Source organism: Ottowia sp., assembly GCF_016703145.1.
Taxonomy (GTDB): Bacteria; Pseudomonadota; Gammaproteobacteria; order Burkholderiales; family Burkholderiaceae_C; genus Ottowia.
In genome coordinates, this window is sequence record NZ_JADJCO010000005.1 from 90,628 (window position 1) to 115,759 (window position 25,132).

24 protein-coding genes and 2 pseudogenes are annotated in these 25,132 nt (G+C 70.8%); 8 read left to right on the forward strand and 18 right to left on the reverse strand.

Going from position 1 to position 25,132, the window contains the following annotated elements; all coding sequences use genetic code 11:
* The first annotated feature begins 5 nt into the window (after positions 1-5).
* Entirely contained in the window at positions 6-776 is a 771-nt protein-coding gene (gene cysE, locus IPG65_RS13480; RefSeq protein ID WP_293190403.1) for a serine O-acetyltransferase, read from the forward strand.
* Between the two features lie 18 nt (positions 777-794).
* Here the strand turns inward: cysE and mog are convergent, their stop codons facing one another.
* The gene (gene mog, locus IPG65_RS13485; protein WP_293190405.1) at positions 795-1,388 is read right to left on the reverse strand and encodes a molybdopterin adenylyltransferase; all 594 of its coding nucleotides are present in this window, start codon (positions 1,386-1,388) and stop codon (positions 795-797) included.
* A gap of 35 nt (positions 1,389-1,423) precedes the next feature.
* On the reverse strand, positions 1,424-2,116 hold the full coding sequence (gene yjgA, locus IPG65_RS13490) for a ribosome biogenesis factor YjgA (protein ID WP_293190407.1): 693 nt from the start codon (positions 2,114-2,116) through the stop codon (positions 1,424-1,426).
* A 42-nt stretch (positions 2,117-2,158) separates the two neighbouring features.
* Here yjgA and pmbA point away from each other — a divergent pair, with 42 nt between their 5' ends.
* Complete coding sequence (pmbA, locus tag IPG65_RS13495) at positions 2,159-3,541, forward strand: metalloprotease PmbA (protein WP_293190409.1); 1,383 nt, start codon at positions 2,159-2,161, stop codon at positions 3,539-3,541.
* Positions 3,542-3,584: 43 nt separating this feature from the next.
* On the opposite strand, the gene IPG65_RS13500 is transcribed toward pmbA, so the two are convergent.
* A complete protein-coding gene (locus IPG65_RS13500; RefSeq protein ID WP_293190411.1) occupies positions 3,585-3,761 on the reverse strand; it encodes a hypothetical protein in 177 nt (58 codons plus the stop codon).
* Between the two features lie 688 nt (positions 3,762-4,449).
* On the reverse strand, positions 4,450-5,727 hold the full coding sequence (locus IPG65_RS13505; RefSeq protein WP_293190413.1) for a DUF6600 domain-containing protein: 1,278 nt from the start codon (positions 5,725-5,727) through the stop codon (positions 4,450-4,452).
* Positions 5,728-5,757: 30 nt separating this feature from the next.
* Here IPG65_RS13505 and IPG65_RS13510 point away from each other — a divergent pair, with 30 nt between their 5' ends.
* On the forward strand, positions 5,758-6,078 hold the full coding sequence (locus tag IPG65_RS13510) for a hypothetical protein (RefSeq protein WP_293190415.1): 321 nt from the start codon (positions 5,758-5,760) through the stop codon (positions 6,076-6,078).
* Between the two features lie 290 nt (positions 6,079-6,368).
* On the opposite strand, the gene IPG65_RS13515 is transcribed toward IPG65_RS13510, so the two are convergent.
* The 6 genes from IPG65_RS13515 to ybiB form a co-directional block, all read right to left on the reverse strand.
* Complete coding sequence (locus IPG65_RS13515; RefSeq protein WP_293190417.1) at positions 6,369-6,815, reverse strand: GatB/YqeY domain-containing protein; 447 nt, start codon at positions 6,813-6,815, stop codon at positions 6,369-6,371.
* An 82-nt stretch (positions 6,816-6,897) separates the two neighbouring features.
* On the reverse strand, positions 6,898-7,110 hold the full coding sequence (gene rpsU, locus IPG65_RS13520) for a 30S ribosomal protein S21 (RefSeq protein WP_007833691.1): 213 nt from the start codon (positions 7,108-7,110) through the stop codon (positions 6,898-6,900).
* Positions 7,111-7,290: 180 nt separating this feature from the next.
* The gene (locus IPG65_RS13525) at positions 7,291-8,424 is read right to left on the reverse strand and encodes a sterol desaturase family protein (RefSeq protein ID WP_293192966.1); all 1,134 of its coding nucleotides are present in this window, start codon (positions 8,422-8,424) and stop codon (positions 7,291-7,293) included.
* Positions 8,425-8,476: 52 nt separating this feature from the next.
* Entirely contained in the window at positions 8,477-9,742 is a 1,266-nt protein-coding gene (locus IPG65_RS13530; RefSeq protein ID WP_293190727.1) for an NAD(P)/FAD-dependent oxidoreductase, read from the reverse strand.
* Positions 9,729-10,490: a uroporphyrinogen-III C-methyltransferase gene (gene cobA / locus IPG65_RS13535; protein ID WP_293190729.1), complete on the reverse strand. Its 762-nt coding sequence runs from the start codon at positions 10,488-10,490 to the stop codon at positions 9,729-9,731. Before cobA ends, IPG65_RS13530 begins: the two co-directional genes overlap by 14 nt.
* Positions 10,487-11,434, reverse strand: a complete 948-nt coding sequence (ybiB, locus tag IPG65_RS13540; protein WP_293190732.1) for a DNA-binding protein YbiB — start codon at positions 11,432-11,434, stop codon at positions 10,487-10,489. The genes cobA and ybiB overlap by 4 nt, the downstream gene beginning before the upstream one ends.
* Before the next feature lie 186 nt (positions 11,435-11,620).
* Between ybiB and IPG65_RS13545 the strand changes: the two genes are divergently transcribed.
* Positions 11,621-12,061 carry a CBS domain-containing protein gene (locus tag IPG65_RS13545; RefSeq protein ID WP_293190734.1) on the forward strand — a complete coding sequence of 147 codons (441 nt, stop codon included), beginning with the start codon at positions 11,621-11,623 and terminating at the stop codon, positions 12,059-12,061.
* A 62-nt stretch (positions 12,062-12,123) separates the two neighbouring features.
* Positions 12,124-13,172, forward strand: a pseudogene (gene tsaD / locus IPG65_RS13550) (tRNA (adenosine(37)-N6)-threonylcarbamoyltransferase complex transferase subunit TsaD).
* Between the two features lie 6 nt (positions 13,173-13,178).
* On the opposite strand, the gene IPG65_RS13555 reads toward tsaD, so the two are convergent.
* Complete coding sequence (locus tag IPG65_RS13555) at positions 13,179-13,559, reverse strand: Hsp20/alpha crystallin family protein (RefSeq protein ID WP_293190736.1); 381 nt, start codon at positions 13,557-13,559, stop codon at positions 13,179-13,181.
* A 419-nt stretch (positions 13,560-13,978) separates the two neighbouring features.
* Between IPG65_RS13555 and IPG65_RS13560 the strand changes: the two genes are divergently transcribed.
* The gene (locus IPG65_RS13560) at positions 13,979-15,262 is read left to right on the forward strand and encodes a branched-chain amino acid ABC transporter substrate-binding protein (RefSeq protein ID WP_293190739.1); all 1,284 of its coding nucleotides are present in this window, start codon (positions 13,979-13,981) and stop codon (positions 15,260-15,262) included.
* Positions 15,263-15,301: 39 nt separating this feature from the next.
* On the opposite strand, the gene IPG65_RS13565 is transcribed toward IPG65_RS13560, so the two are convergent.
* From IPG65_RS13565 to IPG65_RS13590, 6 genes and pseudogenes are all read right to left on the reverse strand, one after another.
* Positions 15,302-15,514 (reverse strand): hypothetical protein, encoded by a 213-nt coding sequence (locus IPG65_RS13565; RefSeq protein WP_293190742.1) that lies wholly within the window; start codon positions 15,512-15,514, stop codon positions 15,302-15,304.
* Positions 15,511-16,455: an alpha/beta hydrolase gene (locus tag IPG65_RS13570; RefSeq protein WP_293190744.1), complete on the reverse strand. Its 945-nt coding sequence runs from the start codon at positions 16,453-16,455 to the stop codon at positions 15,511-15,513. Before IPG65_RS13570 ends, IPG65_RS13565 begins: the two co-directional genes overlap by 4 nt.
* A gap of 256 nt (positions 16,456-16,711) precedes the next feature.
* Entirely contained in the window at positions 16,712-18,445 is a 1,734-nt protein-coding gene (locus IPG65_RS13575) for a hybrid sensor histidine kinase/response regulator (RefSeq protein WP_293190746.1), read from the reverse strand.
* The gene (locus IPG65_RS13580; RefSeq protein ID WP_293190748.1) at positions 18,442-19,083 is read right to left on the reverse strand and encodes a response regulator transcription factor; all 642 of its coding nucleotides are present in this window, start codon (positions 19,081-19,083) and stop codon (positions 18,442-18,444) included. The genes IPG65_RS13575 and IPG65_RS13580 overlap by 4 nt, the downstream gene beginning before the upstream one ends.
* Positions 19,084-19,188: 105 nt before the next feature.
* On the reverse strand, positions 19,189-21,240 hold the full coding sequence (gene fusA, locus IPG65_RS13585; RefSeq protein ID WP_293190749.1) for an elongation factor G: 2,052 nt from the start codon (positions 21,238-21,240) through the stop codon (positions 19,189-19,191).
* 67 nt (positions 21,241-21,307) lie between these two features.
* Positions 21,308-22,349: pseudogene (locus tag IPG65_RS13590) on the reverse strand (serine hydrolase).
* Positions 22,350-22,547: 198 nt separating this feature from the next.
* Here IPG65_RS13590 and IPG65_RS13595 point away from each other — a divergent pair.
* Positions 22,548-23,165, forward strand: coding sequence for a DUF924 family protein (locus IPG65_RS13595; RefSeq protein WP_293190751.1), 618 nt, complete (start codon positions 22,548-22,550; stop codon positions 23,163-23,165).
* A gap of 108 nt (positions 23,166-23,273) precedes the next feature.
* Here IPG65_RS13595 and IPG65_RS13600 read toward each other — a convergent pair whose 3' ends face one another.
* Positions 23,274-24,632 (reverse strand): choice-of-anchor Q domain-containing protein, encoded by a 1,359-nt coding sequence (locus tag IPG65_RS13600; RefSeq protein WP_293190754.1) that lies wholly within the window; start codon positions 24,630-24,632, stop codon positions 23,274-23,276.
* Positions 24,633-24,793: 161 nt separating this feature from the next.
* Here IPG65_RS13600 and IPG65_RS13605 point away from each other — a divergent pair, with 161 nt between their 5' ends.
* Positions 24,794-25,087 (forward strand): hypothetical protein, encoded by a 294-nt coding sequence (locus tag IPG65_RS13605; protein ID WP_293190756.1) that lies wholly within the window; start codon positions 24,794-24,796, stop codon positions 25,085-25,087.
* Positions 25,088-25,132: the final 45 nt, after the last annotated feature.

The following is a 25,132-nucleotide window of genomic DNA, read 5'->3' on the forward strand; positions in this document are numbered from 1 at the left end:
GCACCATGTTCGACCGCATCCGCTCCTACGCCCAGGCCATCCTCGAGCGCGATCCCGCCGCGCCCAGCGTGTGGGACGTGGTGTTCTCCTACCCCGGCTTCCACGCCCTGGTGCTGCACCGCCTGGCGCATCCGCTGTGGACCGCCGGCTGGCACTGGCTGGCGCGCTGGGTCTCGCACTGGGGGCGCTTCCTCACCGGCATCGAGATCCACCCCGGCGCGAAGATCGGCGAGCGCGTGTTCATCGACCACGGCATGGGCGTGGTGATCGGCGAGACGGCCGAGGTCGGCGACGACTGCACCATCTACCAGGGCGTCACGCTGGGCGGCACCGCGCTGATCAAGGGCGCCAAGCGCCATCCCACGCTGGGCCGGGGCGTCATCGTGGGCGCCAACTCGCAGGTGCTGGGAGGCTTCGTGGTGGGCGACGGGGCCAAGATCGGCTCGTCGGCCGTGGTCACCAAGCCCGTGCCGGCCGGCGCCACGGCGGTGGGCAACCCGGCGCGCATCATCCACGCCGAGACCGACGCACGGCGCGAGGAGGTGGCAGCCAAGATGGGCTTTTCGGCCTACGGCGTGACGCAGAACGACGACCCCGTCAGCCAGGCCCTGCGCGGCCTGATCGACGGCACCGCCAGCCAGGAGCACCAGATCGCCCTGCTGTGGCAGGCGGTCGAGAAGCTCGCCTGCAAGCTCGACCCCGACTGCGTGCCGTGCGACGCGGCGAAGGAAGAGCGCTTCTCGGCCGACAAGCTGAACGAGCTGGTGGGCAAATAGCCCCGCCAGTCGGCCGGTCTATCGCGGCGGCCGCACCGCCGACTTGGGGCGGAACGCCTGGCACACCGCGTCGTGCGTTTCCAGGTACGGCCCGCCGATGAGGTCGATGCAATAGGGCACGGCGGCGAAGATGCCGTGCACCACGGGCCGGCCGGCTGCGTCCTTCAGCCCCTCCAGCGTCTCGGCGATGGCCCTGGGCTGGCCGGGCAGGTTGATGATGAGGCTCCGGCCACGGATCACCGCCACCTGGCGCGACAGGATGGCCGTGGGCACGAAGCGCAGGCCGATCTGGCGCATCTGCTCGCCGAAACCGGGCATCTCCTTGTCGGCCACGGCCAGCGTCGCCTCGGGCGTCACGTCGCGCGGCGCCGGGCCGGTGCCGCCGGTGGTCAGCACCAGCGCGCAGCCGGCCTCCACCAGCTCGACGAGGGTGCGGCTGATGACGTCCTGCTCGTCCGGGATCAGGCGCGGCTCGAAGGCCAGCGGGTTCTTCAGCGCCCGGCCCAGCCAGTCCTGCAGCGCGGGCAGGCCCTGGTCCTCGTAGGCGCCGGTGGAGGCGCGGTCGCTGATGGAGACGATGCCGATCCGCACCGCGTCGAAGGTCTGGCTCATGGCTTGGTTGCAATCAAATCAGGAGCGGCCGGCGCTCAGCCGGCGCGGCCGTCGTCGGTGTAGCCTGCGTCCTCGGCGTCGATGGGCTGCACTTCGGGCGCGCTGTCCTCGGCCTGCGCCAGCGCGTCGCGCACCAACTGGAACAGCTCGCGGTAGGCCCGGCCCTGGCGCGGCGCCTGGCCGGTGGACAGGGCCTGCTGCGCGCTGGCGGGGGCCGGCGCGTCCTTGCGCGCCTGGCGCACCAGGGCGCGCAACTGCTGCGCGTCGGTGGCCGGGAACTGGGTGACCCAGGCGCCCACCGCCGCGTCGTCCTCGACCAGGCGCTCGCGCCAGCGCTCGGCGGCGTGCAGGCGCAGGGTGTCGGCGGCCGAGCCCTTGCGCTGCACTTCCAGCGCGGCGCGAATGGCGTCGATCTGGTCCGCGTCCAGCAGGCGCATCAGCTTGCCGACGAACTGGCTCTGGCGGCGCCGGCCTTCGAAGTCCTTGATGCGCGCCAACTCCTGCAGCGCGTCGATCAGGCGCGCCGGCAGGTCCAGCGGCTCGCGCAGGTCGGCGCGCAGCGCGAGCAACTGCTCGCCCAGCGCCTGCAGCTCGGCGCTGTGCGATTTCAGCTCGGTCTTGCTGGGGACTTCGCCGCGCTGCTCGCGCTTCAGTTCGAGGTCCATCTCGCTGCCTTCGGCGACGAACTGGCCGCGCACGAAGTAGCCTCTCTTGGGTTTCCGGGACATGCGTGAGGAGTTGAAAAGTCGACAAGTATGATAGCCGCCACCATGAGTTCCTCTCTCCCCGCACACCAGCCCCAGGCGGGCTTCAGCTATTCCCGCGCTTTCTTCGAAGACCTCGTGGACACGGCGATCCAGCACGCGAAGAAGCTCGGCGCCACCGATGCCGGCGCCGAGGCGTCGGAGGGCACGGGCCTGTCGGTGAGCGTGCGCAAGGGCGAGCTGGAGACGGTGGAGCGCAACCGCGACAAGTCGCTGGGCGTGAGCGTGTACCTGGGCCAGCGGCGCGGCAACGCCAGCACCTCCGACTTCTCGCGCGCGGCCATCGAGCGCACGGTGCAGGCCGCCTACGACATCGCGCGCTTCACCGCCGAGGACCCGGCGGCTGGCCTGCCCGACGAGGCCGACATCGCCACCGCCGCCGAATCCCGCGACCTGGACCTGTTCCACCCCTGGCCGATCACCAGCGAGCAGGCGGCCGGCATCGCGCTGGCCTGCGAGCGCGCGGCCTTCGCGGTGGACCGGCGCGTCACCAACAGCGAAGGCGCCAGCGTGTCGGCGCAGCAAAGCCATTTCTTCGCCGCCCACACACACGGCTTTCGTGGCGGCTACGCCAGCTCGCGCCACAGCATCTCGGTGGCGCCGATCGCTGGCAGGGGCGACGGCATGCAGCGCGACTACTGGTACAGCTCCATGCGCGACGCGCGCGAACTGGCCAGCCCCGAGGCGGTGGGCCGCTACGCCGCCGAGCGCGCGCTCAGCCGCCTGAAAAGCCGCAAGATCGCTACGCGCGAATGCCCCGTGCTGTTCGAGTCGCCCCTGGCCGCCGGGCTGCTGGGCGGCTTCGTGCAGGCGGTGAGCGGCGGCGCGCTGTACCGCAAGACCTCGTTCTTGCTCGACTCGCTGGGCCAGCCGGTGTTTCCGGACCACATCGACATCGACGAAGACCCCTTCGTGCCGCGCGGCAAGGGCTCGTCGCCGTTCGACGAGGAGGGCGTGCGCGTGCAGCCGCGCAAGGTGGTGGACGGCGGGCGGGTGCAGGGCTACTTCCTCGGCACCTACTCGGCGCGCAAGCTGGGCATGAAGACCACCGGCAACGCCGGCGGCTCGCACAACCTGACGCTGTCCTCGCGCCTCACGCGGCCGGGCGACGACCTGGACGAGATGCTGCGCAAGCTGGGCACCGGCCTGTTCGTGATCGAGCTGATGGGCCAGGGCGTGAACTACGTCACCGGCGACTACTCGCGCGGCGCCAGCGGCTTCTGGGTGGAGAACGGCCAGATCGCCTACCCGGTGCAGGAGATCACCATCGCCGGCAACCTGCGCGAGATGCTCAAGGGCATCCAGGCCGTCGGCGCCGACGCCTACAACTACGGCGCCAAGACCGTCGGCTCGGTGCTGATCGACCGCATGACGGTGGCCGGGAGCTGAAGCCGTCTCCCGGGCCGCGATTTTCAAGTGTTTTTGGGGATTGCTAAATAGGTATTGATATCTCAACATCCCAGAGCCGCCGGCATGTGATCTCGCCGGCCTGGGGCGCCAGCGCGTGGCCGAACTTGCGCTGCCACACAAACAGCAGCGGAGTCGCGCAGGTTGGCGCGCTCTTGGAGTAGCAGTGCGTCTTGCGGCGCCGCGCCAGATAGCAGCGCAACGGTTGTTCATGCTCTCGATGATGTGCGTGTGCGCCTTGCCTTGGGTGTGCTGCCCGGCGGGGAAGATGGCTGCGTAGCAGCGCCAGTGGTCGGTGCAGTACTGGATGTGAGGGCCTTGAGGAATCTGCGCGCCCAGCGCTCGGGCTGCTCAGGTGTCACGATCGCCCAGCGCCGAGAATTCGGCAGGAAGTGCGATCAATAGCCCACCACAGCCAAATTGGTCTTTTTGAACCCACGTAGCTCCACAGCTCATCGGCCTCGACGTACTGCACCTGCGCCGCATCCAGGCGCGCCAGCGCCTGACCGCAACCTCCTGGCGCACCCAGCCGATGATGGTGTTGTGACTGGGCCCCACCAGCCGCTCGGTAGCCCGCAGGCCACGCCTTCGGCGTAATGGCGCAAAGCGCTTTGCTTGATCGCCGGGTCAATGAGCCGGTGATCGCGCTCGCCGAAGGTCAGCGCGCAGCCCTTGCAGCGCCAGCGCTGTGTGGCCGTGGCGGCTGCGGCCATTCTTGACCACCTGATCGGTCAGGTGCAACGTGGGCAAGCGAGGTTCATCCGGCAATCTTGAGGGAAAAATGCAAGTGTATCAATACCTGTTTAGCAATCCCTGTTTTTGGCCTGAAGCCGGTGCGGATATTGCGCCGACAGCTATCTATTCAGTAGCAATCGACGCGGCGCGGCGGGTTATTGGGCGCCGTCGGGGCCGCGCTGCTGGCGCGCGGGGCCCCGGCGCTCTTCGCGCTGGCGGTCTTGCTGCATCAGCGGCGCATCGTTGCCCCGCGTGACACCCGGCATCGCGCGGTGGCGCTCGCCGCCCAGGCGGTCCGGCGGGGCGGGCCGCTCCATCTGCCGCGGCGCGGCCTGCGGCATCGGCCGGGGCGGCGCGGGCGCCATGGGCAGCACCTGCGGTGGGCGCGGCGGCTGGTCGCGCACCATGCGATCCCGATCCCGCTCGAAGCCGGGCCGCACCATGGGCGTGGACCGGGTGGGCGGGCGGTCTTCGGGCCGCATGCCTTCGATGATGCGGGGTGGCTGGGCTTCCTGGCGCAGCCGCGGCGGCGCCACGCCGCGCTCGGCGCCGAAGCGGTCCGGATCGGTCATGCGCGCATCCGGCCGGCGCGTCGACAGCGGGGCCTGCGTCGGCAGGCCGGGCACGTAGGCGCGCGGCGGCGGCGCGATGACGCGGCTGCCGTCCAGCACCCCGGGCGGCAGGCGGCTGCCGTCGCCGAAGCGCGGCCGGCGCCCGCGCTCGCCGCCGCCGAACTGCTCGTGCGGCGCCACGGTGATGGCGTGCGGACGGCGCTGGAAATGGAAGTTGTCGGCCGGCGGACGCACGCGCTCGGTCGGGCCGCCCCAGTCGTTCACGCGCCGGCGGTAGCGCGGGCTGGCGTGGTAGTGCGGCTGCCAGTGTTCGCCCGGCGCGAGCGGAAACCACGCCGCGCCCGGCAGGCCGCCGCCCAGCGACACGCCCCAACTGCCGCCGCTGCCGGCGCCGCCGACGAAGCCCACCAGCGCCGGCGCGTACACGGGACGGCGCGCCACCGGGCCGGGCACCCAGGCCCAGCGCGGGCCGATCTGCGCCCAGCGGCCGTAGTGCGAGGGCGCGAAGCCCCAGGGCGCGTCGTCCACCCAGGTCCAGCCCCAGGGGGCGACCCAGGTCCAGCGGCCGTGGCGGTAGGGCGCCCAGTCGGCCACGGTGACGCTGGGGTACCAGACGGGGCCGTAGGTCGCGTCCTGTCCCCATTCGCCGTACTGGTCGAGCTGCTGGTAGCCGGGCATGTCGCGCGACAGGTAGCGCGCCGAGCGCGACTGGTCTTCCAGCGCGTCGCGCGCGGCGGCCCACTGGTCCAGCGCGTCGCGGCCCAGCGCGGGGCCGGCCTGCACCACGCCCAGGGCGCGGCCGGCGAACACGGTCTGCTGGCGCCCCGCCATGGTGGTGGACTGGCCGCCCTCGCCGTACACGGTGGCGCTGCCCGCTGCACCGTCACGCGCGTGGTGTCGGCGCGCGGGTCCACGTCCACGCGGTATTCGCCGGGCTGGCTGGCGACCACGGCCAACTGCGGCGTGTCGATCTCGACGCGCTCGCCCGGCTGCAGCTCGCGCACGCGCAGCGACAGTGTGCCTTGGGTCAGCGCGACCTGCGTGGTGTCGTCGTCCAGCGCGGTGACGCCCAAGTCGGCGGGGCCCTGCAGGCGCAGCGCGATCCAGCCGCCGTGCAGCTCGGCGCGCGAGCCGGCGTCGAGGGCCACGCGCGTGCCGGTGGTGACGGGCCAGTTGAGCGTGGCGGGCGCCCAGCCGGCGCGCTCGTCCTGAGCGATGCGGGCCGGGCCCTCCAGCGCGCTGACGTAGGCCACGCGCGCGGGCGGGTCGGCTTCGGCCTGCTGCTGGCTCCAGCCCGGCAGCGGCGCGGCCAGCAGCAGCGCGGCGGCCAGCCAGCGGCGCCAGACGGAGGTCGAGGGGGTTGCATCCATGGTGGTCGGGGGCGGCGAGGGGAAAACGGCTCTCGCGCCCCTTGATTCAACGCGCCAGCGGCCCGATCGGTTTGTCGCCACCCGATCGGGTCTGCAAAGCTGGCGTCCCGTGTGCAACCGGATGTGTGCGGGTCAGCCCGTGAGTGCTGACTTGACCGCCGCGCTGACGGCGCCCATGTCGGCCTTGCCGGCCAGCCGCTGCTTGGCCGCGCCCATGACCTTGCCCATGTCGCCCGGGCCGGCGGCGCCCAGCTCGGCCACGATGGCCTGGACCTCGGCGGCGATCTCGTCCGCCGACAGGCGCGCGGGCAGGTAGGCTTGGAGCACGGACATTTCGGCGGCTTCCTTGTCCACGAGATCCTGGCGGCCGGCCTTGGCAAAGGCCTCGATGCTGTCCTTGCGCTGCTTGATGAGCTTGTCCACGATGGCAACGACGGCGGTGTCGTCCAGCGTGACGCGCTCGTCCACTTCCTTTTGCTTCATGGCCGCCTGCAGCAGGCGGATGGTGCCCAGGCGCCCGGTGTCCTTGGCGCGCATGGCGGTTTTCATGTCCTCGGTGATCTGGTCTTTCAGGCTCATGGTGTTTTCCTTGGGGGCAGAAACGACAAAGGCCCGCTGAGCGTCCCCGGCGAGCCTTTGGCGGTGAAGAGACCGACCGGAATCAGTACAGCTTCTTGGGCAGTTGCATGCTGCGCACGCGCTTGTAGTGGCGCTTGACGGCGGCGGCCTTCTTGCGCTTGCGCTCGGCGGTGGGCTTTTCGTAGAACTCGCGGGCACGCAGGTCGGTCAGCAGGCCCAGCTTCTCGATGGTGCGCTTGAAGCGGCGCAGCGCCACGTCAAACGGCTCGTTCTCTTTTACGCGGATGGTGGTCATTCGAAGACAGTTTTTCCAATGTGCGGCCAGAGGGTGGGAAGGAAGATCGGGCCTTCACGCCATGCGCCGCGGATGTGCCCCGCCTGTGTAACTAGTATTTGGCCGGCAGGGCTTTGCCAGCAAAGCCTGCGATTTTATGCCATTTTTGGGCGGGCCCGCGCATTCGGGCCGCGTCGGCCGTCAGCCCTTCCAGGTGAACGGGAACTTGAACTGCCGGATGAACCCGTCGGGCACGTAATCGCCCACCACGCCGTAGCGCTCGGGCCAGGGCCGGTCGCTCTGTACGGCGGTGCCGAACAGGTGGTCGAGGAAGGCGTAGTGCGCGGCGTAGTTCTTGTCGATGGCCTCGTCGTCCTGGCTGTGGTGCCAGTGGTGGAAGTTGGGCGTGACGATGACGTAGCGCAGCGGCCCCAGCCGCACGCTGACGTTGCAGTGGTTGAAGACGGCCTGGAAGCCGACGATGACAATGTAGGCGTCGATCACGTCCTTGCTGAAGCCCAGCACGTAGATCGGCGCCAGCACCAGCGTGCGGGTGATCAGCAGTTCCAGGATGTGCTGGCGCGAGCCGGCCATCCAGTCCATGCTCTTGACGCTGTGGTGCACGGCGTGCAGGCGCCACAGCAGCGGCACCTCGTGGTAGGCGCGGTGCGTCCAGTACTGCACCAGGTCGGCCACCAGGATGATGAGAAGCAGCGCCACCCAGAAGTTGAGCCCCGCCACCCAGCCGCGGATGCCGTCGTGCGCGGCCCAGCCGAAGAGTTGGTGCACCAGCAGGTTGGTGGCCAGCAGGATGAAGCCCACCACCATGTGGTTGACGATGAAGTGGGTCAGGTCGGTCTGCCACTCGGGCCGGAAGACGGGCTGGCCGCGCCGCAGCGGGAAGAGCTTCTCGATGAAGATGAAGATCAGCGAGGAGCCCAGCAGGTCCAGGATGAACCAGTCCAGCCCGATGTAGGGCGTGTGGTCGGGGAAGTCGGGATCCACGGCGACCTTGTGCCCGCCCAGCAGCACCGCCAGCGCCACCAGCAGGAAGGCGAACGACGACAGCCAGCGCGCGCGGTCGAAGATGATGTTGACCAGTGCCAGGCTGCCGGCGATCACCATCGACCAGAACAGCAGCGTGCGCAGCATGCCCACGTCGTAACCGCGGCGCAGCTCGGGCGTGGTCAGGTACTCGGGGAAGTGGAAGGCCAGCACCCCCAGCAGGCACAGGATGGCCAGGGTCAGGGCGATGGTGCCGCTCACCAGCCCGCGCCCGCGCGTCAGCGCGCCGTGGCTGTCGACGTAGCGGTTCAGGCGGTCCAGATCGAGCATGGGGGCGGTGCGCAAGCGAGGGTGGCGGATTCTAGGGCGCGCCGGCCCCGGCTCAGGCGGGCCGCCGCGCCAGCGCCTCGGCGCAGGCGGCCGCGCTCGCCCAGGCCCACTGGAAGTTATAGCCGCCCAGCCATCCGGTCACATCGACCACCTCGCCGATGAAATACAGGCCCGGCTGGCGCGCGGACTCCAGGGTCTGCGACGACAGCTCGCGCGTGTCCACGCCGCCCAGCGTGACCTCGGCCTTGCGGTAACCCTCGGTGCCGGTGGGCACCAGGGACCAGCGCGACAGGCTCTCGGCGAGCTGGGCCAGCGCCTTGTCGGACGCCTCGTTGATGGGCCGCTGCCATGCGGCGTTCTGCGCCAGCCAGGTCTCGGCCAGCCGCGCGGGCAGCCAGGCGGCCAGCTCGTTGGCGATGAGCCGGCGCGAGCGCGCCTTGGCCGCGCGCAGCTCGGCCGCCAGATCCACGCCGGGCGCCATGTCGATGTGGATCGGCGTGCCCGGCTGCCAGTAGCTGGAGATCTGCAGCACCGCCGGGCCCGACAGGCCGCGGTGGGTGAACAGCAGATCTTCGTGGAAGCTGGCGCGCTGCTTGCCGTCGCCCGTGCTGACTTCCACCGGCAGCGCCAGGCCGGCCAGCGCGGCATGGGGCGCCCAGGCGGCGGCGTCGAAGGTCAGGGGCACCAGACCGGGGCGCGTGTCGGTGGTCTTGAGGCCGAACTGCCGCGCCAGCGTGTAGCCCAGGCCGCTGGCGCCGATCTTCGGGATCGACAGCCCGCCGGTGGCCACGACCAGCGCCGGGGTTTCGATGACACCTCTTTCACTATGAATAATATAGCTGTTGGCACAATATCCATGCGGGCTTGATGCCGATTCTGCTTGAAATTCGACCTTCTCCACCCGGCACGGCTGCCAGCGCTCCACCCGGCCGCCGTGCGCCGTCGCGGCGTCGCACTCGGCCAGCAGCAGCGCGATCAGGTCCTCGGCCGATCGGTCGCAGAAGAGCTGGCCCTTGTGCTTCTCGTGGAAGCCGACGCCGTGCCGCCGCAGCAGCGCCATGAAGTCCTGCGGCGTGAAGCGCGCCAGCGCCGAGCGGCAGAAGTGCGGGTTGCGGCCGATGAAGTGCCGGTGCGGCGCGGCCGGGTCGAGCGCGCGGTTGGTGAAGTTGGCGCGCCCGCCGCCGGAGATGCGCACCTTCTCGGCCACGCGCTCGGCGTGGTCGATCAACAGCACGCGCAGGCCGCGCTGGCCCGCTTGCGCGGCGCAGAACAGGCCGGCGGCGCCGGCGCCGAGGATGACGGCGTCAACCTCGGGCATGGACGGCGGCCACGCCGCGCACCACGTCGCCCACCACCATGATGGCCGGGCTGCCTAGGCCGGCGGCCCGCAGGTCCTGCAGCAGCGCGCCCAGCGTGGTGACGCACTGGCGCTGCGCCGGCAGGCTGGCGCGCTCGATCACGGCCGCCGGGGTGTCGGGCGCCAGCGCCGCCAGCAGCCCAGCCTGGATGCCCGCGGCGCTGCCGATGCCCATGTAGATCACCAGGGTCAGGCGCAGGTCGCGCGCGGATTCGGCCAGCCGCGCCCAGTCCACGCCCGGGCCGTCCTTCTGCGGGTGGCCGGTGACGAAGATCACGCCCTGCGCGTGCTCGCGGTGCGTCAGCGGCGCGCCCAGGCTGGTGAGGGCGGCCAGCCCGGCGGTGACGCCGTTGACCACCGCCGGCTCGATGCCGGCGCGGCGCAGGCTTTCCACCTCTTCGCCGCCGCGGCCGAAGATGAAGGGGTCGCCCCCCTTCAGGCGCACCACGTTCTCGCCTGCCCGCGCGGCGTCCAGCATGAGCTGCTCAATGGTGTCCTGCGGCGTGCTGCGGCAGCCGCCGCGCTTGCCCACGTAGGTGATACGCGCGCCGGGGCGGGCGTGGGCCAGCACGCCGTCGCCCACCAGGTCGTCGACCAGGATCACGCTGGCGGCGGCGATGGCCCGGACCGCCTTGAGGGTCAGCAGCTCGGGGTCGCCGGGGCCGGCGCCGACCAGGGTGACCTGGCCGGGGGGTGGCATGGGCTTCATGCCGACAACCGCTGCAGGCTGGGAGAGTCGGCCGCGGCCTCGATGGCCTTGCAGGCGCGCACGAGGTGATCGACCTGGCGGGCGATGGGCTCGGCCAGCGGCAACTGGCCTTCCAGCACGGCGCGGATGTACGCGGCGGTGGCGGGCGCGTCCACGCTCGCGGGCAGGGCGGGGAGGCTGGCCAGCGGGCCTGTCTGCGCTTCCTGCACGCGCTCCATCCGGCCATGCAGGAACAGGTCCATGCGCGGGGTGCGGCGCGCATCGGCCACGGGCTCGCCCTCGGTGCCGCGCAGCAGCAGGGCATGCGTGCCCGTGAGCTGGAAGGTGGCGGCCATCGACTCGGCGTATTCGGGGTGGGTGTAGCTGCCCACCACCAGCGCCGGGCCGTCCACCGGGTTCATCAGCTTGACCAGGCTGTGCGCCGGGTTGCGCAGGCCGATGGCCCGCCGAGCATCCAGCAGGCGCGCCAGGCCGGGGTGCAGCGCCTCGGTCGGCACCATGTGCACGCGGCCGGGCGGGACCGGCTGGCCGGCGGGCGACGCGTGGATGCCCAGGGCGTCGAACACCGCCCGCGCGGTGATGCGCGCGTCCTCGGTGGCGGTGCCGTGCACCAGCACCGGCAGGCCCTTGCGCGCCAGCAGCAGCGCCAGCAGGGGCGTAAGCACCGGTAGCTTGCGCGCGCCGTTGTAGCTGGGCAGCACCACCACCGGGCGCCCGCTGGCGGGCAGCCTGGCCAGGCGTGCGTCCAGGGCGTCCAGATAGCCAGCCATTTCCTCGGGTGTTTCGCCCTTGATGCGCATGGCGATGCAGAAGGCGCCGACCTCCAGGTCGGTGCACTGGCCGTCGAGCACGCGGCCCAGCAGGTCCGCCGACTGCGCACGCGACAGCGGCCGCGCGCCGCGCGCGCCGCGGCCGATGTCCTTGAGGTAAATGCTGATTCCCATGGGGCGATTGTGGTGGCGCGGCGACGAGTCTGGGCTTGATGGGTGTCAAGAATACGGCAGTTGCCGCGCGGCCGCCCATTGTGCCGTCCGCGACACCTGAGGCCGCCGCCGCCCGTCGCGGCGCTGGCGGTTCGCCGCCGCTTCTGGCACCATGCGGTCAATACCGTATCCTTGAGGAATCCCGCCATGTCCACCGTCGCCAATGTCCTGTCGGCCAAGAAAAACGCCTCGCTGGCATCCTTGCCGCCCACCGCCACCGTGCGCGATGGGCTGCAACTGATGGCCGAGCGCGACGTGGGCGCCGTGCTCATCATGCAGGGCGAAGTGCTGCTGGGCATCTTCACCGAGCGCGACTACGCACGCAAGATCGCCCTCAAGGGCCTGTCCTCGGCCGACGCGCTGCTGGCCGACGTGATGACCGCTCGCCTGTACGTCGTCAGCCCGCGCCAGACTGTGCAGGAGTGCATGGGCATCATGACCCAGGGCCGGCTGCGGCATCTGCCGGTGGTCGATTCCGGCCAGGTGGTGGGGCTGGTGTCCATCGGCGACCTGGTGAACGCCATGCTGGCCGAGCAGCGCTTCCTCATCGCGCAGCTCGAAAGCTACATCGCCGGGGGCTTGAGGTAGTCTTCGCGCGCTGCATGGCCCTTCGGCCTTGCGAGAGGTTCTGGCGCGGATAATCCGGCGCCATGTCCCTCCTGGTCCTCGGCATCGAATCCTCCTGCGACGAAACCGGCGTGGCCCTGGTGCGGGCCGACGACGACGGCGCCGTGCCGCACCTGCTGGCGCACGCGCTGCACACGCAGGCGGCGATGCACGCGGACTATGGGGGCGTGGTGCCCGAGTTGGCCAGCCGCGACCACATCCGGCGCGTGCTTCCCTTGACAAATCAGGTGCTGGCCCAGGCTGGGAAAGCGCTTCCAGCTATCGATGTCGTAGCGTACACGCGCGGTCCCGGCCTGGCGGGCGCGCTGCTGGTGGGCGCCGGCGTGGCCTGCGCGCTGGGCGCGGCCCTGGGCCGGCCGGTGCTGGGCGTGCACCACCTGGAGGGGCACCTGCTGTCGCCGTTCCTCAGCGCCGACCCACCCCAGTTCCCGTTCGTCGCGTTGCTGGTCAGCGGCGGCCACACGCAGCTGATGCGGGTGGACGGCGTGGGCCGCTACGCGCTGCTGGGCGAAACCATCGACGATGCGGCGGGCGAGGCCTTCGACAAGTCGGCCAAGCTGCTGGGCCTGGGCTACCCCGGCGGGCCGGCGCTGGCGCGGCTGGCCGAGTTTGGCGACCCGCGGCCTACAAGCTGCCGCGTCCACTGCTGCACAGCGGCAACCTGGACTTCTCCTTCGCCGGCCTGAAGACGGCGGTGCTAACCCAGGCGCGCCGGTTTGAAGGCCAGCCCTGCGAGCAGACGCGCGCCGACTTGGCCGCCAGCACGCAGGCGGCCATCGTCGAGGTGCTGGTGAAGAAGTCGCTCAAGGCCCTGGAAGCCACCGGCCTGAAACGCCTGGTGGTGGCCGGCGGCGTGGGCGCCAACCAGCGGCTGCGCGAGCAATTGGACGGGGCCTGCGCCCAGCGCCAGGTGCGCGTGCATTACCCCGAGCTGCACTTGTGCACCGACAACGGCGCCATGATCGCCCTGGCCGCCGCGATGCGGCTGCAGTCCGGGGTGGCCCGGCCGCGCACCGACTACGCGTTCGACGTGCGGCCGCGCTGGCCGCTGGACCAACTGGCCGAGGCTTGAGCGGCGTCAGCCGATGGGCAGCGTGGTCGCCTTGCTTTCGGGCCGAGCCTTGGCCAGGGTCAGCGTGAGCACACCGTTTTCCAGCTTGGCGCTGCTGGCGGCGGCGTCGATGTCCTGGGTGAACTCGTAGGCCCTCTTGTATTGGCGCGGCGCGCCTTCGACGGTCTCGACCTTCACGGCCCGGCCTTCGATGGCGATGGCCAGTTGCTCGCGGCTGACGCCGGGCACGTCGATGCTCAGGCTCCAATGCGCGCCCTCGTCCTTGAGTTGCGTGCCGGCGCAGCGGGTGGCGGCCAAGGTGTCGTCCAGGAAGCGGTCGAGCGAACGCAGGGCCGGCGCATAGACCGAGCGGCGCATGGCGGGAGTGGCGGCGGTGGCGAAGAACATGGTGAATCTCCTTTGCGGTGACGACTTAAATGGAACCGGCGGCCGATGGGCGGCGGCGCCGTTTCCTCCGTGCTTCGAAAATGCGCGCGGCGAGGGCGTTTTCAAGCGGGCCGCGCAAGAAAGAAATCGCGGCGGCGCCGCTTGATTTCGCGCCGGCCTGCCCCATGGCGCACCGGGTCCGAGGGGCGGCCGGCCGGCTTGGGAACGGGTTAGGATCGAGGCTGGCGTTCGCCGCCTGCGCGTCACTGGGTGGCATGCAGGCGCTGCTGCCAACGCTTCAACCTGGTGGGCGAGTCCCTGGGCCGGGCCGGCGCATCGCCGCCGGCGGCTCCCAGCGTTTCTGACCGCCCGCGTTTCCCTTTACCCCAGGGCCGCCGCTGAGCCGGCCGCCCTGTCTACGTGTTCTGACTGGAGTGTTCATGCCACATCCCGCCTCTCGCCGCGCCCTGCTGGGCGCCTCGCTCGCGCTGCTCGGCGCCGCCTCGACGTCCGCCTACGGCCAGCGGGGGCGCGGCGTGCAGCCGATCAAGCTGGCGCTGATCGAATCGCTCAGCGGCTCGTTCGCCAACACCGGCGAGGCGGTGTTTCGCAACCTGGTGCTGGCCACCGAGCGGGTGAACGCGCGCGGCGGCGTGCCGACGGCGCAGGGGCGCCGGCCGCTGGTGCTGGAGCGCTACGACAACAAGGGGCAGACGGAAGAGTCGCTGTCGATGCTGCGCGCCGCCATCGACAGCGGCTGCCAGTTCGTGCTGCAGGGCAACTCGTCCGCCGTGGCGGCGGTGCTGATCGACGCGATCAACAAGCACAACGCGCGCGATCCGCGGCGGCGCGTGATCTTCCTCAACTACTCGGCCGTCGATCCCATTCTGACCAACGAGCTGTGCAGCTTCTGGCATTTCCGCTTCGACGCCCACGCCGACATGCGCATGGCGGCGCTGATGGAGGTGCTGCGGCAGGACGCGGCGCTGAAAAGCATCTACCTGATCGGCCAGGACTACAGCTTCGGCCAGGCCGTGCTGCGCGAGGCCCGGCGCCAGTTGGCGGCCCAGCGGCCCGACGTGGCCATCGTGGGCGACGAGCTGCACCCCGTCGGCCGCGTGAAGGACTTCCTGCCCTACGCCGCCAAGATCCGCGCCAGCGGCGCGCAGGCCGTGCTGACGGGCAATTGGGGGAACGACCTGACCCTGCTGGTCAAGGCCGCGCGCGACGTGGGCTTCGGCGGGCGCTTCTACACCTTCTACGGCAACGCGCTGGGCGCGCCGGCGGCCATCGGCGAGGCGGGCGTCGGCAAGGTGGTGGCCGTGGCCGACTGGCTGCCCAACGTGCCCACGCCCGAGAGCGCGGCGTTCTACCAGTCGTTCCGCCGGCGCTTTCCCAGCCCGCGGGACGACTACGTGCACCTGCGCATGCAGCTCATGATCGAGGCGCTGGCGCAGGCCATCGCGCGCGCGCGCGGCACCGACCCGCTGGCGGTGGCGCGGCAGTTGGAACGCGCGGACGTCACCCTGGCCGGCCGGCGCGGCCAGATGCGCCCGGACGATCACCAGTTCCAGCAGCCCCTGGTCGTCGGGGTGATGGACCGCCGCGATGCGCCCGGCGTGCCTTTCGACGTCGAGGGCTCGGGCTACGGCTTTCGCGTCGTGCGGGAAACCGCCGCCGCGGACGCGGCGCGGCCCTTCAGTTGCAGCATGGCGCGGCCCTGAGCAGGCGCGCGCGGCGCTGCAGCGAGGATGCGACCGCTTTCAGCGCAGCGGCTGCTCGTTCAGCACCATGTCCTCGTTGCGGTCGGGCAGGCGGCGGGCCAGCCGCCGGACAAGGCCGAACAGCCATGCCACCCCGCACAGGCCAGCCAGAAGCAGCACGATGGACAGCCAGATCCAGAAGGGGGGCGCGATGTCGATGGGCATGAGGTTCTCGAAGGGCATGATGTTCTCCTTGAAAGCGGGGGGCTTCATGCCGCCTGCGGGGCGCCGATGAAAGCCACCAAGCGGTCCATCACCTCCCGGTGGCCCAGCAGGCGGTGGTGCCCCAGCCCTTCGGTGACGTGCACCTCCAGCGGACGCTGGGGGCAGGCGGCCATCAGGTTGAACATGTGCTCGATCGGTACTTCGGGGTCCTCGGCGTCGTGCACCAGCAGCGTGGGCTGGGAGGTCTGCGCCAGCATCTCCCCTACCGCCAGACGCTCCCAGTCCATGGGACTCTTGCTGCGCTCCACCATCAACTGCCGCCCGCGCGCCAGCACCGACTGCGGCAGCCGCATCAGGCGGGCGAACTCCTCCGTTACCCACTTGCAATGGTCGAGCGAGCTGAACAGCACCTGGCGCCGCGCCTGCAGGCCCCAGTCGAGCTGCGCCCACAGCGCCATGGACACGCCGAAGGAGTGGGCGACGAGGGTATGGATCTCACCGACATGCGCGGCGACAGCGGCGACGGCGCCGGCGAACTCTGGCAGCGTGGCCGAGCGTCCGCTGGAGTGCCCATGCCCAGGGGCGTCGAAGGCGACCACGCGGTAGCCGGCATCCACCAGCGGCTGCACCATCTTGCCCAGGTGCGTGCCGCGCGCGCCCCAGCCGTGGACTAGCAGTACCGTGGGGCCGCTGCCCCAGCTGTACAACGCGAGGTGGCCACGCCCGAAGGGCAGGGTGGCCCTTTCGGCGCGTTCGCGCAGACACGCCTGCCAGGGGCGTTCGGCCACGCGGGGCGGGCGTGTCAGCAGCACATAGGACAGGTGCGCGGCGGCGGCGGGCGACGTGGCGTGGAGGACGGCGAATGTCTGGCGCAGCCATTTCACGGCGGGGGTTTCGACGAATCGCCCCGCCTTGGGAAGCGCGTGGGGCGCGGGGTAGGCAAGGCCCTGGGGTGGGGTGATCACGGCACAGGAATCGGTGGGGGACATGGCAGGTTCTCCTGAGGTGGGCTCGCGCCGCGATGCGCGGGGCGATGTCAGGACTGTAGAAATCACGCCGCTCGGCGCACAGGTGAAGATCGTCACCTGCGGTCCCGCTCGACCCTGGAAATGGCAGTCGACCGCTTGCCACCTTCAGGAAAACCGCATGCCCTGTGACGTGCGCTTACCCTGGCCCGCCACGCCGATCACGGCACTGGCGGGCGCGTTCAATTGCCGTTTCTGGGATGTCTCGGAAGACGGTGAATCAGAGCGTGCGCAGCAGTGCCAGCATGCGCGTGGCCGACAGCGGCTTGGTGAGCAGGGGCAGGCCGGCGGCGGCGGCGCGCGCCCTCAGCTCCGGGTCGGTTTCGCCGCTAAGCAGGAACACGGGCTTGCCCAGCGCGCGCAGCCGCAGGGCGAGATCGAATCCGTTGCCGCCGTCGGGCAGGCGCACGTCGCAGATGGCCAACTGCCCGAAGCCGCGCAGACGCCAGGCATCGGCCACCGTTTCCACGTGGCGCACGTTCTGCCCCCAGAGGCCCAGCAACTGGCGCATGGCGTCGGCCACCAGGGCGTCGTCCTCCACCAGCAGGATGTCGCGCGCCGGCAGGGGCGGAGCATCGAGTTGCCCCGGCTCGGTCTGCGCTGCCTCGGGCGACTCCTGCTCGGACTCGTCGGGGGTTAGCGTCGGCGGCGCATCCGCGCACGGAAGCGTCAGCGTGAAGCAGGTGCCCCGGCCGGGTTCCGAGCGCAGCGCCAGGCTGCCCAGCATCAGCTCGGCGAAGCGGCGCGAGATGGCCAGGCCGAGACCGTAGCCGTGCTGGCGATTGCGTGCCTGGTTGTCGATCTGCACGAACTCGTGGAACACGCTCTCCTGCTGGTCCGCGGCGATGCCCGGCCCGGCGTCGCGCACCTGTACGCGGCATGCTTGCGCGCCCGGCCGCACCGCGATGGCCACGCAGCGCCCGGCGGTCGAGAACTTGATGGCGTTGTCCAGCAGGTTGGACAGCACGCGCCGCAGCATGATCTCGTCCGCATGCACGTACCGGCCGGCGCCCTCGCGCATCAGTGCGACGACGCGCACGCCGGCTTCCTCGGCCATGGGGCCGTGCTGCTGCACCACGCCGCGGATCAGCGGGGGCAGGTCCACCACGGCGATCCGGGCTTGCATCGAGCCGGCATCGGCCTGGGTCAGGTCCAGCACCTGCGACAACAGGTCGTCGAGCGCGCGCCACGACTGGCGGATGCCGCCGAGCGCGCGCAGCGCCTCGGCGTCGGGGCGCGGGCCGAGCGCGCGCGCCAGCGGCTCCAGGTACAGGCCGATGGCGTGCACCGGCTGGCGCAGGTCATGGCTCACCGCGGCGAAGAAGCGCGACTTGGCCACGCTCAGGTCGGCCATGGCGTCGGAGGCGCGCTCGGCCTGGCGGCGGCGCACCGATTCGCGGCCGATGCGCTGCGCATGCACGGCGGCGGTGTAGATGATCATGGCGGCCATCACCACGCCGCACGCGCCCAGGAAGAACACCATGGGCCGCCGCTCCATCACGCCATCGACCATGAACCGCAGCACCGTCGGGCCCAGGATCAGGGTCACGGCCAGCGCGGTGCGCTCGATGTCCCGCACGCCCCACATCGCCACTATGCCCGCGGTCGCCACCAGGTACACGCCCAGCAAGGAGTGGAGGCTGTGGTTGCCGGGAACGTACAGGAGCCAACAGGCGCTGCCCACCGCCACCGACGACTGCCAGAGGTAGCGGCGGTAGATGCCGCGGCGCTGGCGCAGGGACAGGGTCTTGAAGTCCGGCCGGCGCACGCGCAGGAAACCCCAGGTGCCGGCGCTGGCCACCAGCACGAACCACAGCGTCGGCTTCCACCAGGGCAGCGCGGGCAGGAACAGCATCGCGCCCAGCAGTTCGCACAGGCGGCTCAGCAGCACCAGCGACACCGGCTGGGTGGTGCCGACGGCCTTCACCTGCATGGGCAGCGGCAACCGGCTCACGCCAGCTCGGGGTCGTATTGCGCTGCCTGGGTGCGGTTGGAAACCTGGAGCACGCGGAAGATCTCGGACAGGTAGTTCTTCACCGTGCCCTCCGACAGGTCCAACTGCCGCGCGATCTGCTTGTTGGACAGGCCCTGGCGCAACAGCGCGCGCACTTCCTCCATGCGCGGCGTGAGGCCGGCCGCCGGCAGCGGCACGGCCGCCGCCGGCGGCTGATAAGGCAGCCGCCGGCCTTCCAGCGCCGCATCGATGGCCTGCTGCATGCGCAATGCGCCTGCGCTCTTGGGTACGAACGCATACACGCTGGGCAGGTCGAGCGCGCGGCGGATGACGTCGGGCGAGGTCAACGCCGACACCACCACCATGCGCAGTTGCGGGCACTCGCGCGCCAGCAGCGCCAGGCCAGCACCCTTGTCCATGCCGGGCATGTTCAGGTCCACCAGGGCCAGCGCCGGCTGCGCCAGATGGCGCGCCTGCTGGCGCAGCGCACCGGCATCGGCTGCCTCCAGCAGGCGGGCGCCGGGCCACATCGCCGCCACCATCAGCTTGACGCCGTCGCGCACCAGGTCATGGTCGTCGGCGATCAGGATGGTGGGCGCCCGGATTGCGGTGTCGGGCTGGCAAGGGCAATCGATCATGCTCCAGAGGATAGGCGCCGCGCCGCCTGGAGAGCAAGGCCTTCTGGGGGTGAAATTGGTCATATCCTCCCTTTGGAGGAGGGCCGGCGGGTCGTTCACAGCTTCTCAGTCGTCGTCCGACGCGCGATGCGTGCCCACCAGTTGCTGCTGCACCTGCGGCGGCGCCACTTCGTAGTGCGACAGCGCCAGGGCGTAGCTGCCCTGGCCGGCCGTCATCGCGTTCAGGCGGCTCTGGTAGTCCGCCAGCTCGGCCAGCGGCACCTGCCCGCTGACGGTGAGCTGCCCCGGCTGGCCGCTGTCGGTGCCGCTGACCAGGCCGCGCCGCGCCGACAGGTCGCCCGTGATGGCGCCCATGGCGGTCTCGGGCGCGCTGATGTGTACCTGCGCGATCGGCTCCAGCACCACAGGCCCGGCGTCGCGGATGGCGGCCTGGAACGCCTTCTTGCCCGCCGTGACGAAGGCGACTTCCTTGCTGTCCACGGCATGGTGCTTGCCGTCGTGCACGATCACGCGCACGTCCTGCACCGGGTAGCCGGCGATCACGCCCTCGGCCAGGGCTTCGCGCACGCCTTTCTCCACCGCCGGCATGAACTGGCCCGGAATGGTGCCGCCCTTGACCTGGTCGACGAACTCGAAGCCCGCGCCGCGCGGCAGCGGCTCCACGCGCAGGTGGACCTCGCCGAACTGGCCGGCGCCGCCGCTCTGCTTCTTGTGGCGGTACTGCGCGGCGGCGTTTTGCGTCACCGTCTCGCGGTAGGCGATGCGCGGCGGGCGCGTGTCCACGTCGAACTTGTGCACCTCGCGCAGGCGCTCCAGCAGCGCGCGCAGGTGCAGCTCGCCCAGGCCCTGAACGATGGTCTCGTGGGTGCCGGGCGCGCGCTCGATGCGCAGGCAGGGGTCCTCGGCCACCAGCTTGGCCAGGATCTCCCACATGCGCTGCTCGTCACCACGCCGCCTCGGCGCGATGGCCACGCCATGCACCGGCACCGGGAAGGGCAGGGGCTTCAGGTGGATGTGGTCGTCCTCGGCCGCGTCGTGCAGCACGGCGTCGAAGTGCAGCTCGTCGATCTTGCCGATGGCGCACAGCTCGCCCGGCCCGGCGCTCGCCACTTCCACGTGGTTCTTGCCCTGCTGCAGGTACAGGTGCCCCAGCTTGAAGGGCTTGCGCCCGTCGCCGACGTAGAGCTGCATGCCCGGCGCCAGGGTGCCCTGGTGCACGCGCACGAAAGCCAGCTTGCCGACGTAGGGATCGACGCTGACCTTGAATACGTGCGCCAGCACGTGCGCGGCCGGGTCAGGCCGGGCATGGATCAGTTGCGCGGCCTCGCCTTCGCCCTTCAGGAAGTCGGGCGGATTGCCTTCCGCGGGGTTGGGCAGCAGCTTGGCGATGATGTCCAGCAGCTCGGCCACGCCGGCGCCGCCGCGCGCGGAGACGAAGCACACGGGGATCAGGTGCCCCTCGCGCAGGGCCTGCTCCAGCGGCGCGTGCAGCTCGCCGGCGTCGACGTCGCCGTCGTTCAGGTAGCGCTCGACGAAGGCGCCGTCCACCTCCACCACCTGCTCCACCAGCGCGCGGTGCGCGTCGGCGACGGCGCCGAAGTCGCTGTGGCCCTCGCGGTTGAAGAAGCAGTCCACCACCTTGGTGCCGCCGGCGTCGGGCAGGTTGAGCGGCAGGCATTCCTTGCCGAAGGCGGCCTGGATGTCGGCCAGCAGCGCGGGCAGGTCGGTATCGGGCGCGTCGATCTTGTTGACGATGATCAGGCGGTCGAGCTGCCGCTCGGCCGCGTAGGCCATCATGCGCCGCGCCATCGGCTCGATGCCGGCGGCGGCGCTGATGACGATGGCGGCTGTTTCCACCGCCTCCAGCGCCGCCAGGCTCTGGCCGATGAAGTCCAGCGCGCCGGGCGTGTCGATCAGGTGAATGCGGCAGCCGGCGTGCGCGGTGTGCATCACCGCCGACTGCAGCGAGTGCTGGGCCTTGATCTCCAGCGGGTCGTGGTCGCTCACGGTGCTGCCGCGCTCCACGCTGCCGGCCGCGCCGATGGCGCCGCTGGCGGCCAGCAGGGCCTCGGCCAGCGTGGTCTTGCCGGCGGCGGCGGGGCCGACCAGGGCCAGGGTGCGCAGTCGTTCGACGGGGGTGGGGGCGGGCGTGGTCATGGGTGTCGTCGTCTCCTCGGGCCCCAGCCTAGCCGCGCGCCGCTCCCAGCGCAAGAGCGGGTGACGCCTATTGCGGGTGGGCCAGCAGGTGTTGGCCCAGCGCGTGGTAGGCCGGCAGCGAGGTCGGGTCGATGCCCGCGTTGCCCGCGATCGGGTGGGACGCATAGCGCGCGATCACCATCTCGGCCTTCGGATCGACGTAGATGACCTGGCCATGGATGCCCATGGCGGCGAAGGCGCCGTGCTCTCATCTCGCCGAAGCGCGCCAGGTCTCTCAGGCCGGTGTTCAGGCCGCCGCCGGCGAACTCGGTGCCCACGCTGTCCACCGAGAAATAGGCGTCCTGCTCCATGCCCATGCGGCTCCAGATGCGCTCGGACAGCACCTCGCCCACCGACTGCCCCGTGACGCGGCGGACGATCCAGCCCAGCACGTCGGAGTTGATCGTCTGGTAGCTGAAGGCGCCGCCGTGCTCGCCGGTCTTCTGCACCGTCCGCAGGTATTCGTAGAAGGACCGGGGGCCCTCGTAGCCCGGCGGCCGGGGCAGGATGTTGCCGGCGCGCGCATAGGACCAGATCTCGGCCTTGGGATCGGCGTAAGCCTCGCTGAACTTCAGTCCCATGCGCATGTCCATCACGTTGCGCACGGTGGCGTCGCCAAAGCCGCTGTCCTTCAACTCAGGCACGTACTGCGCCACCTTGGCGTTTTCGTCGATCTTGCCCTCGGCCACCAGCGCGGCGGCCAGGGTGCCGAAGAACGACTTGGTGACCGATTGCGCGATGTGCTGCCCGGTGGGCTTGAAGACGCCCGCGTAGCGCTCGTACACCACGCGGCCCTTGTGCAGCACGATCACGCCGTCGGTGTAGTTGGCGTCGAACGCCTGGCCCCAGGTCATGGGATCGGTCCTGCCGATGGGGACGAAACCCACGGCGTCCAGGTCATTGCGTTCGGCGCGCGGCAGGGGCGACGACGGCAGCAGGCCGCGCGACACGTTGGTGGTCGGGGACAACTGGCGGACGTTGGAGAAGGTCCAGCGCAGCTGGGGAAATCGGTAGGAGGAGCCGTCGTCGCGGCGGATGATCTTGTCCGGCGGTGGCGGCGAACCGACCATCCAGCCCAGCCTGGCCGGGTCGGAATCCTGCGCGCTGGGAGGCGGGGCGGGCTGGGCCGCGGCGCCGGCCGCCAATCCCACGCCGAGCAGGGCGGACAGCACCGCGCGGGCTGCAAACGGTCGCTTCATTCGAGTCTCCTTGGTTGTCGTTGCGGGTTTCGCGCCTGGATCATAGGTGCGGGCCACTATGCTGGAGCCATGGACACCCTCGACCCCGACACCACGCCCGCCGATGTGCTGACCTTCTGGTTCGGCGCCTACCCCCTGGATGCCGCTGCCATGGTGCGCGTGCAAGGCCAGTGGTTCCGCAAGGACGAGGCCTTCGACGCGCGCCTGCGCGAGCGCTTCGGCCCCGCCATCGCCGCCGCGCGCGCCGGCCGGCTCGACGCCTGGGCGGAGCAGGCCGAGGGGCGCCTGGCGCTGACCGTGCTGCTGGACCAGTTCACGCGCAACGCCTTCCGCGGCCGGCCCGAGAGCTTCGGCGGCGACGCGCAGGCGCTGGCCCTGGCGCTGGAGGGCATCGCGCGGGGCCACGACCAGGCCGTGCCGCCGATGGCGCGGCCTTTTTGCTACCTGCCCCTGGAGCACTGCGAGGACGGCGAGATGCAGGCGCGCAGCGTGGCCCTGTTCGAGGCGTTGGCGACCAGCCCCGGCGCGCAGCCGGCGCCGCTGTTCGCCGCCAACCTGGACTACGCGCGCCGGCACCAGGACGTGATCCGGCGCTTCGGCCGCTTTCCGCACCGCAACGCCATCCTGGGCCGCGCGGACACGCCCGACGAAGCGGCCTACCTGGCGCAGCCGGGCGCCGGCTTCTAGCCGCTGGCGGCCGTTTCTGAATGAAAATGGACTGTATCCAGCGTGGGTATTGAGCCATAAGCTATTTAATTAATAGCTATCCGGCCCATGCGTCTCTTCCCGCCGGGGTCAGCGCCGGCGCCTCAGCCGTGTCCATCTCGTCAGCGCCAGCAGAGCCACTGCCCACGCCAGCGCCCCCGCGCCCAGCGCCGGCACCGGCGCGATGCCGCTGCCGGCGGGTGGCATGGGCGTGCCCTGGAACTCGTAGGCGCCGATGTCCACCGTGCGCACGCGGCGCGGCTGGCCGTCCAGGTCGCGCCCATCGGGGCTGTCCACCACGCCGTCGTCGCCGTGGTCGATGGCGTCGGAGTCGGCGCGCAGGCGGAAGTCGCCACCCGCCGCATCGGCGAACGACGGGTTGCCTCGGCGTGTGCCGGGGCCGTAGGGACGGTCGCCGGGCTGGGGCGCGGGGCTGCCGAAGACCAGGTTGTGGTGGTCGGTGAAGCCGGGCAGGTTGCCCTCAAAGCTGATCCCGGCGCTGGAATTGCTGGCGAACAGGTTGTTGGCCAGCACGCCGGCAACGCTGGAGCCCAGGTCGGTGCGCGCCCCGGCACGCAGCCCGTACTGGTGGCCCGCCACGGTGTTGTTCAACAGCCGTGCCTCGACGGTGGCGTTGCTGCCATCGGCCAGAACGCGCAGGCCCGTCTCGGAGCCTTGCCCGGCCACCAGGTTGTTGATGACCGCGGCGCGCGTCGCACCGATATATGCGCGCACGAGGATGCCCTCGTCGAAGCCGCGGCCCTGGACGATGTTCTTGCGCACCTGCGCGTCCAGCGCCAAGGTGCCGGGCGTGGACGGGGCGCTGCCGTAGAAGCTGATGGCGGCGCACGCCTCCAGGTCGTAGGCGTTCACATCATTGCCTTGCACGGTGGCCGACATGCCGGGCTGGAACGCATACACGGCGATGGCCGGCGCGCAATAGCCGTTCGCGCCGGACTGGTGGAGGGTGTTGCCCTCGAACACCCCCTGCGCCCGGCCATAGGCACCGGCGGCGTTGGACGCGGTCAGCTCAGGGGCGGAGTTGGAGCCGACCCCGATCAGTTCGCTGCCAGTGACCGTCAGCTTCAGGTTGCCGCCCCCCGGCGCCAAAAACCCCCGCGCGCGGCTGGCGCCACCCCGTGAAGTCAGGCCGATCACCACGACGTCCAGGTCGGCCGTGGTGGCCAGCGCGGTGATCGTGCGCACGCTGGGCTGGGCTTGGCCAGGCGTCAGGGTGAGGTTCTTGCGAATGGTCACGTCCTCGGCGATATGGCTATCGGTGACCAGGATGATCGTGTCGCCGCTGTCGGCGCCGTCGATGCAGGCCTGCAGCGTGGTATTGCATGGCGCGGCGGGGCCGGGGTACTGGCGATTGGCGGCCTGCGCACTGAAAGCGGCGCCCAGGCTCAGCAGCGCGGCCAGGCCGCGCAGGGTGGTGGTTGGTGTCAATGGATCCTCCTGGGTTTTGTCCGGCGCGATGCTAGGGACGCAGGGGGACGCGCGGTAGGTGCCGAAAGTCATATGACCTTCGGCAGGCATGACCTTCTTCACATGGCGGCGCCAAGGCCGCGCCGCGCATCATGAAAGCCTGTTCTCAGCAAGAGGTTTCCATGAAGCAATTACTCATCGCGGCGCTGGGCGCCGCCATCGCCATGCAGGCCTTCGCGGCCGACGAGGCCCCTGCGCCGCCGGGGAACCCGGACCGGTACATCGAGTGCGGGGCCGAGGCGGATGCAGCCCGGGTCGATGCCTTGAAGACGCTGCCCGACGGCAAGGTGGCATTCCAAGTTTCCACCTGGGCGGACACCTTCCACGGCGTGGCCGACCCGCGCCGTCCCCGGTACTCGATCGAGAAGCAAGTGCTGGCCCTGGCCGGCAGGAAATACTTTTGCCTGCACGAATGACCGCCAGGCGGTGCTGCTGGCGTTGCCCCTGTTTTGCTTCTTTAT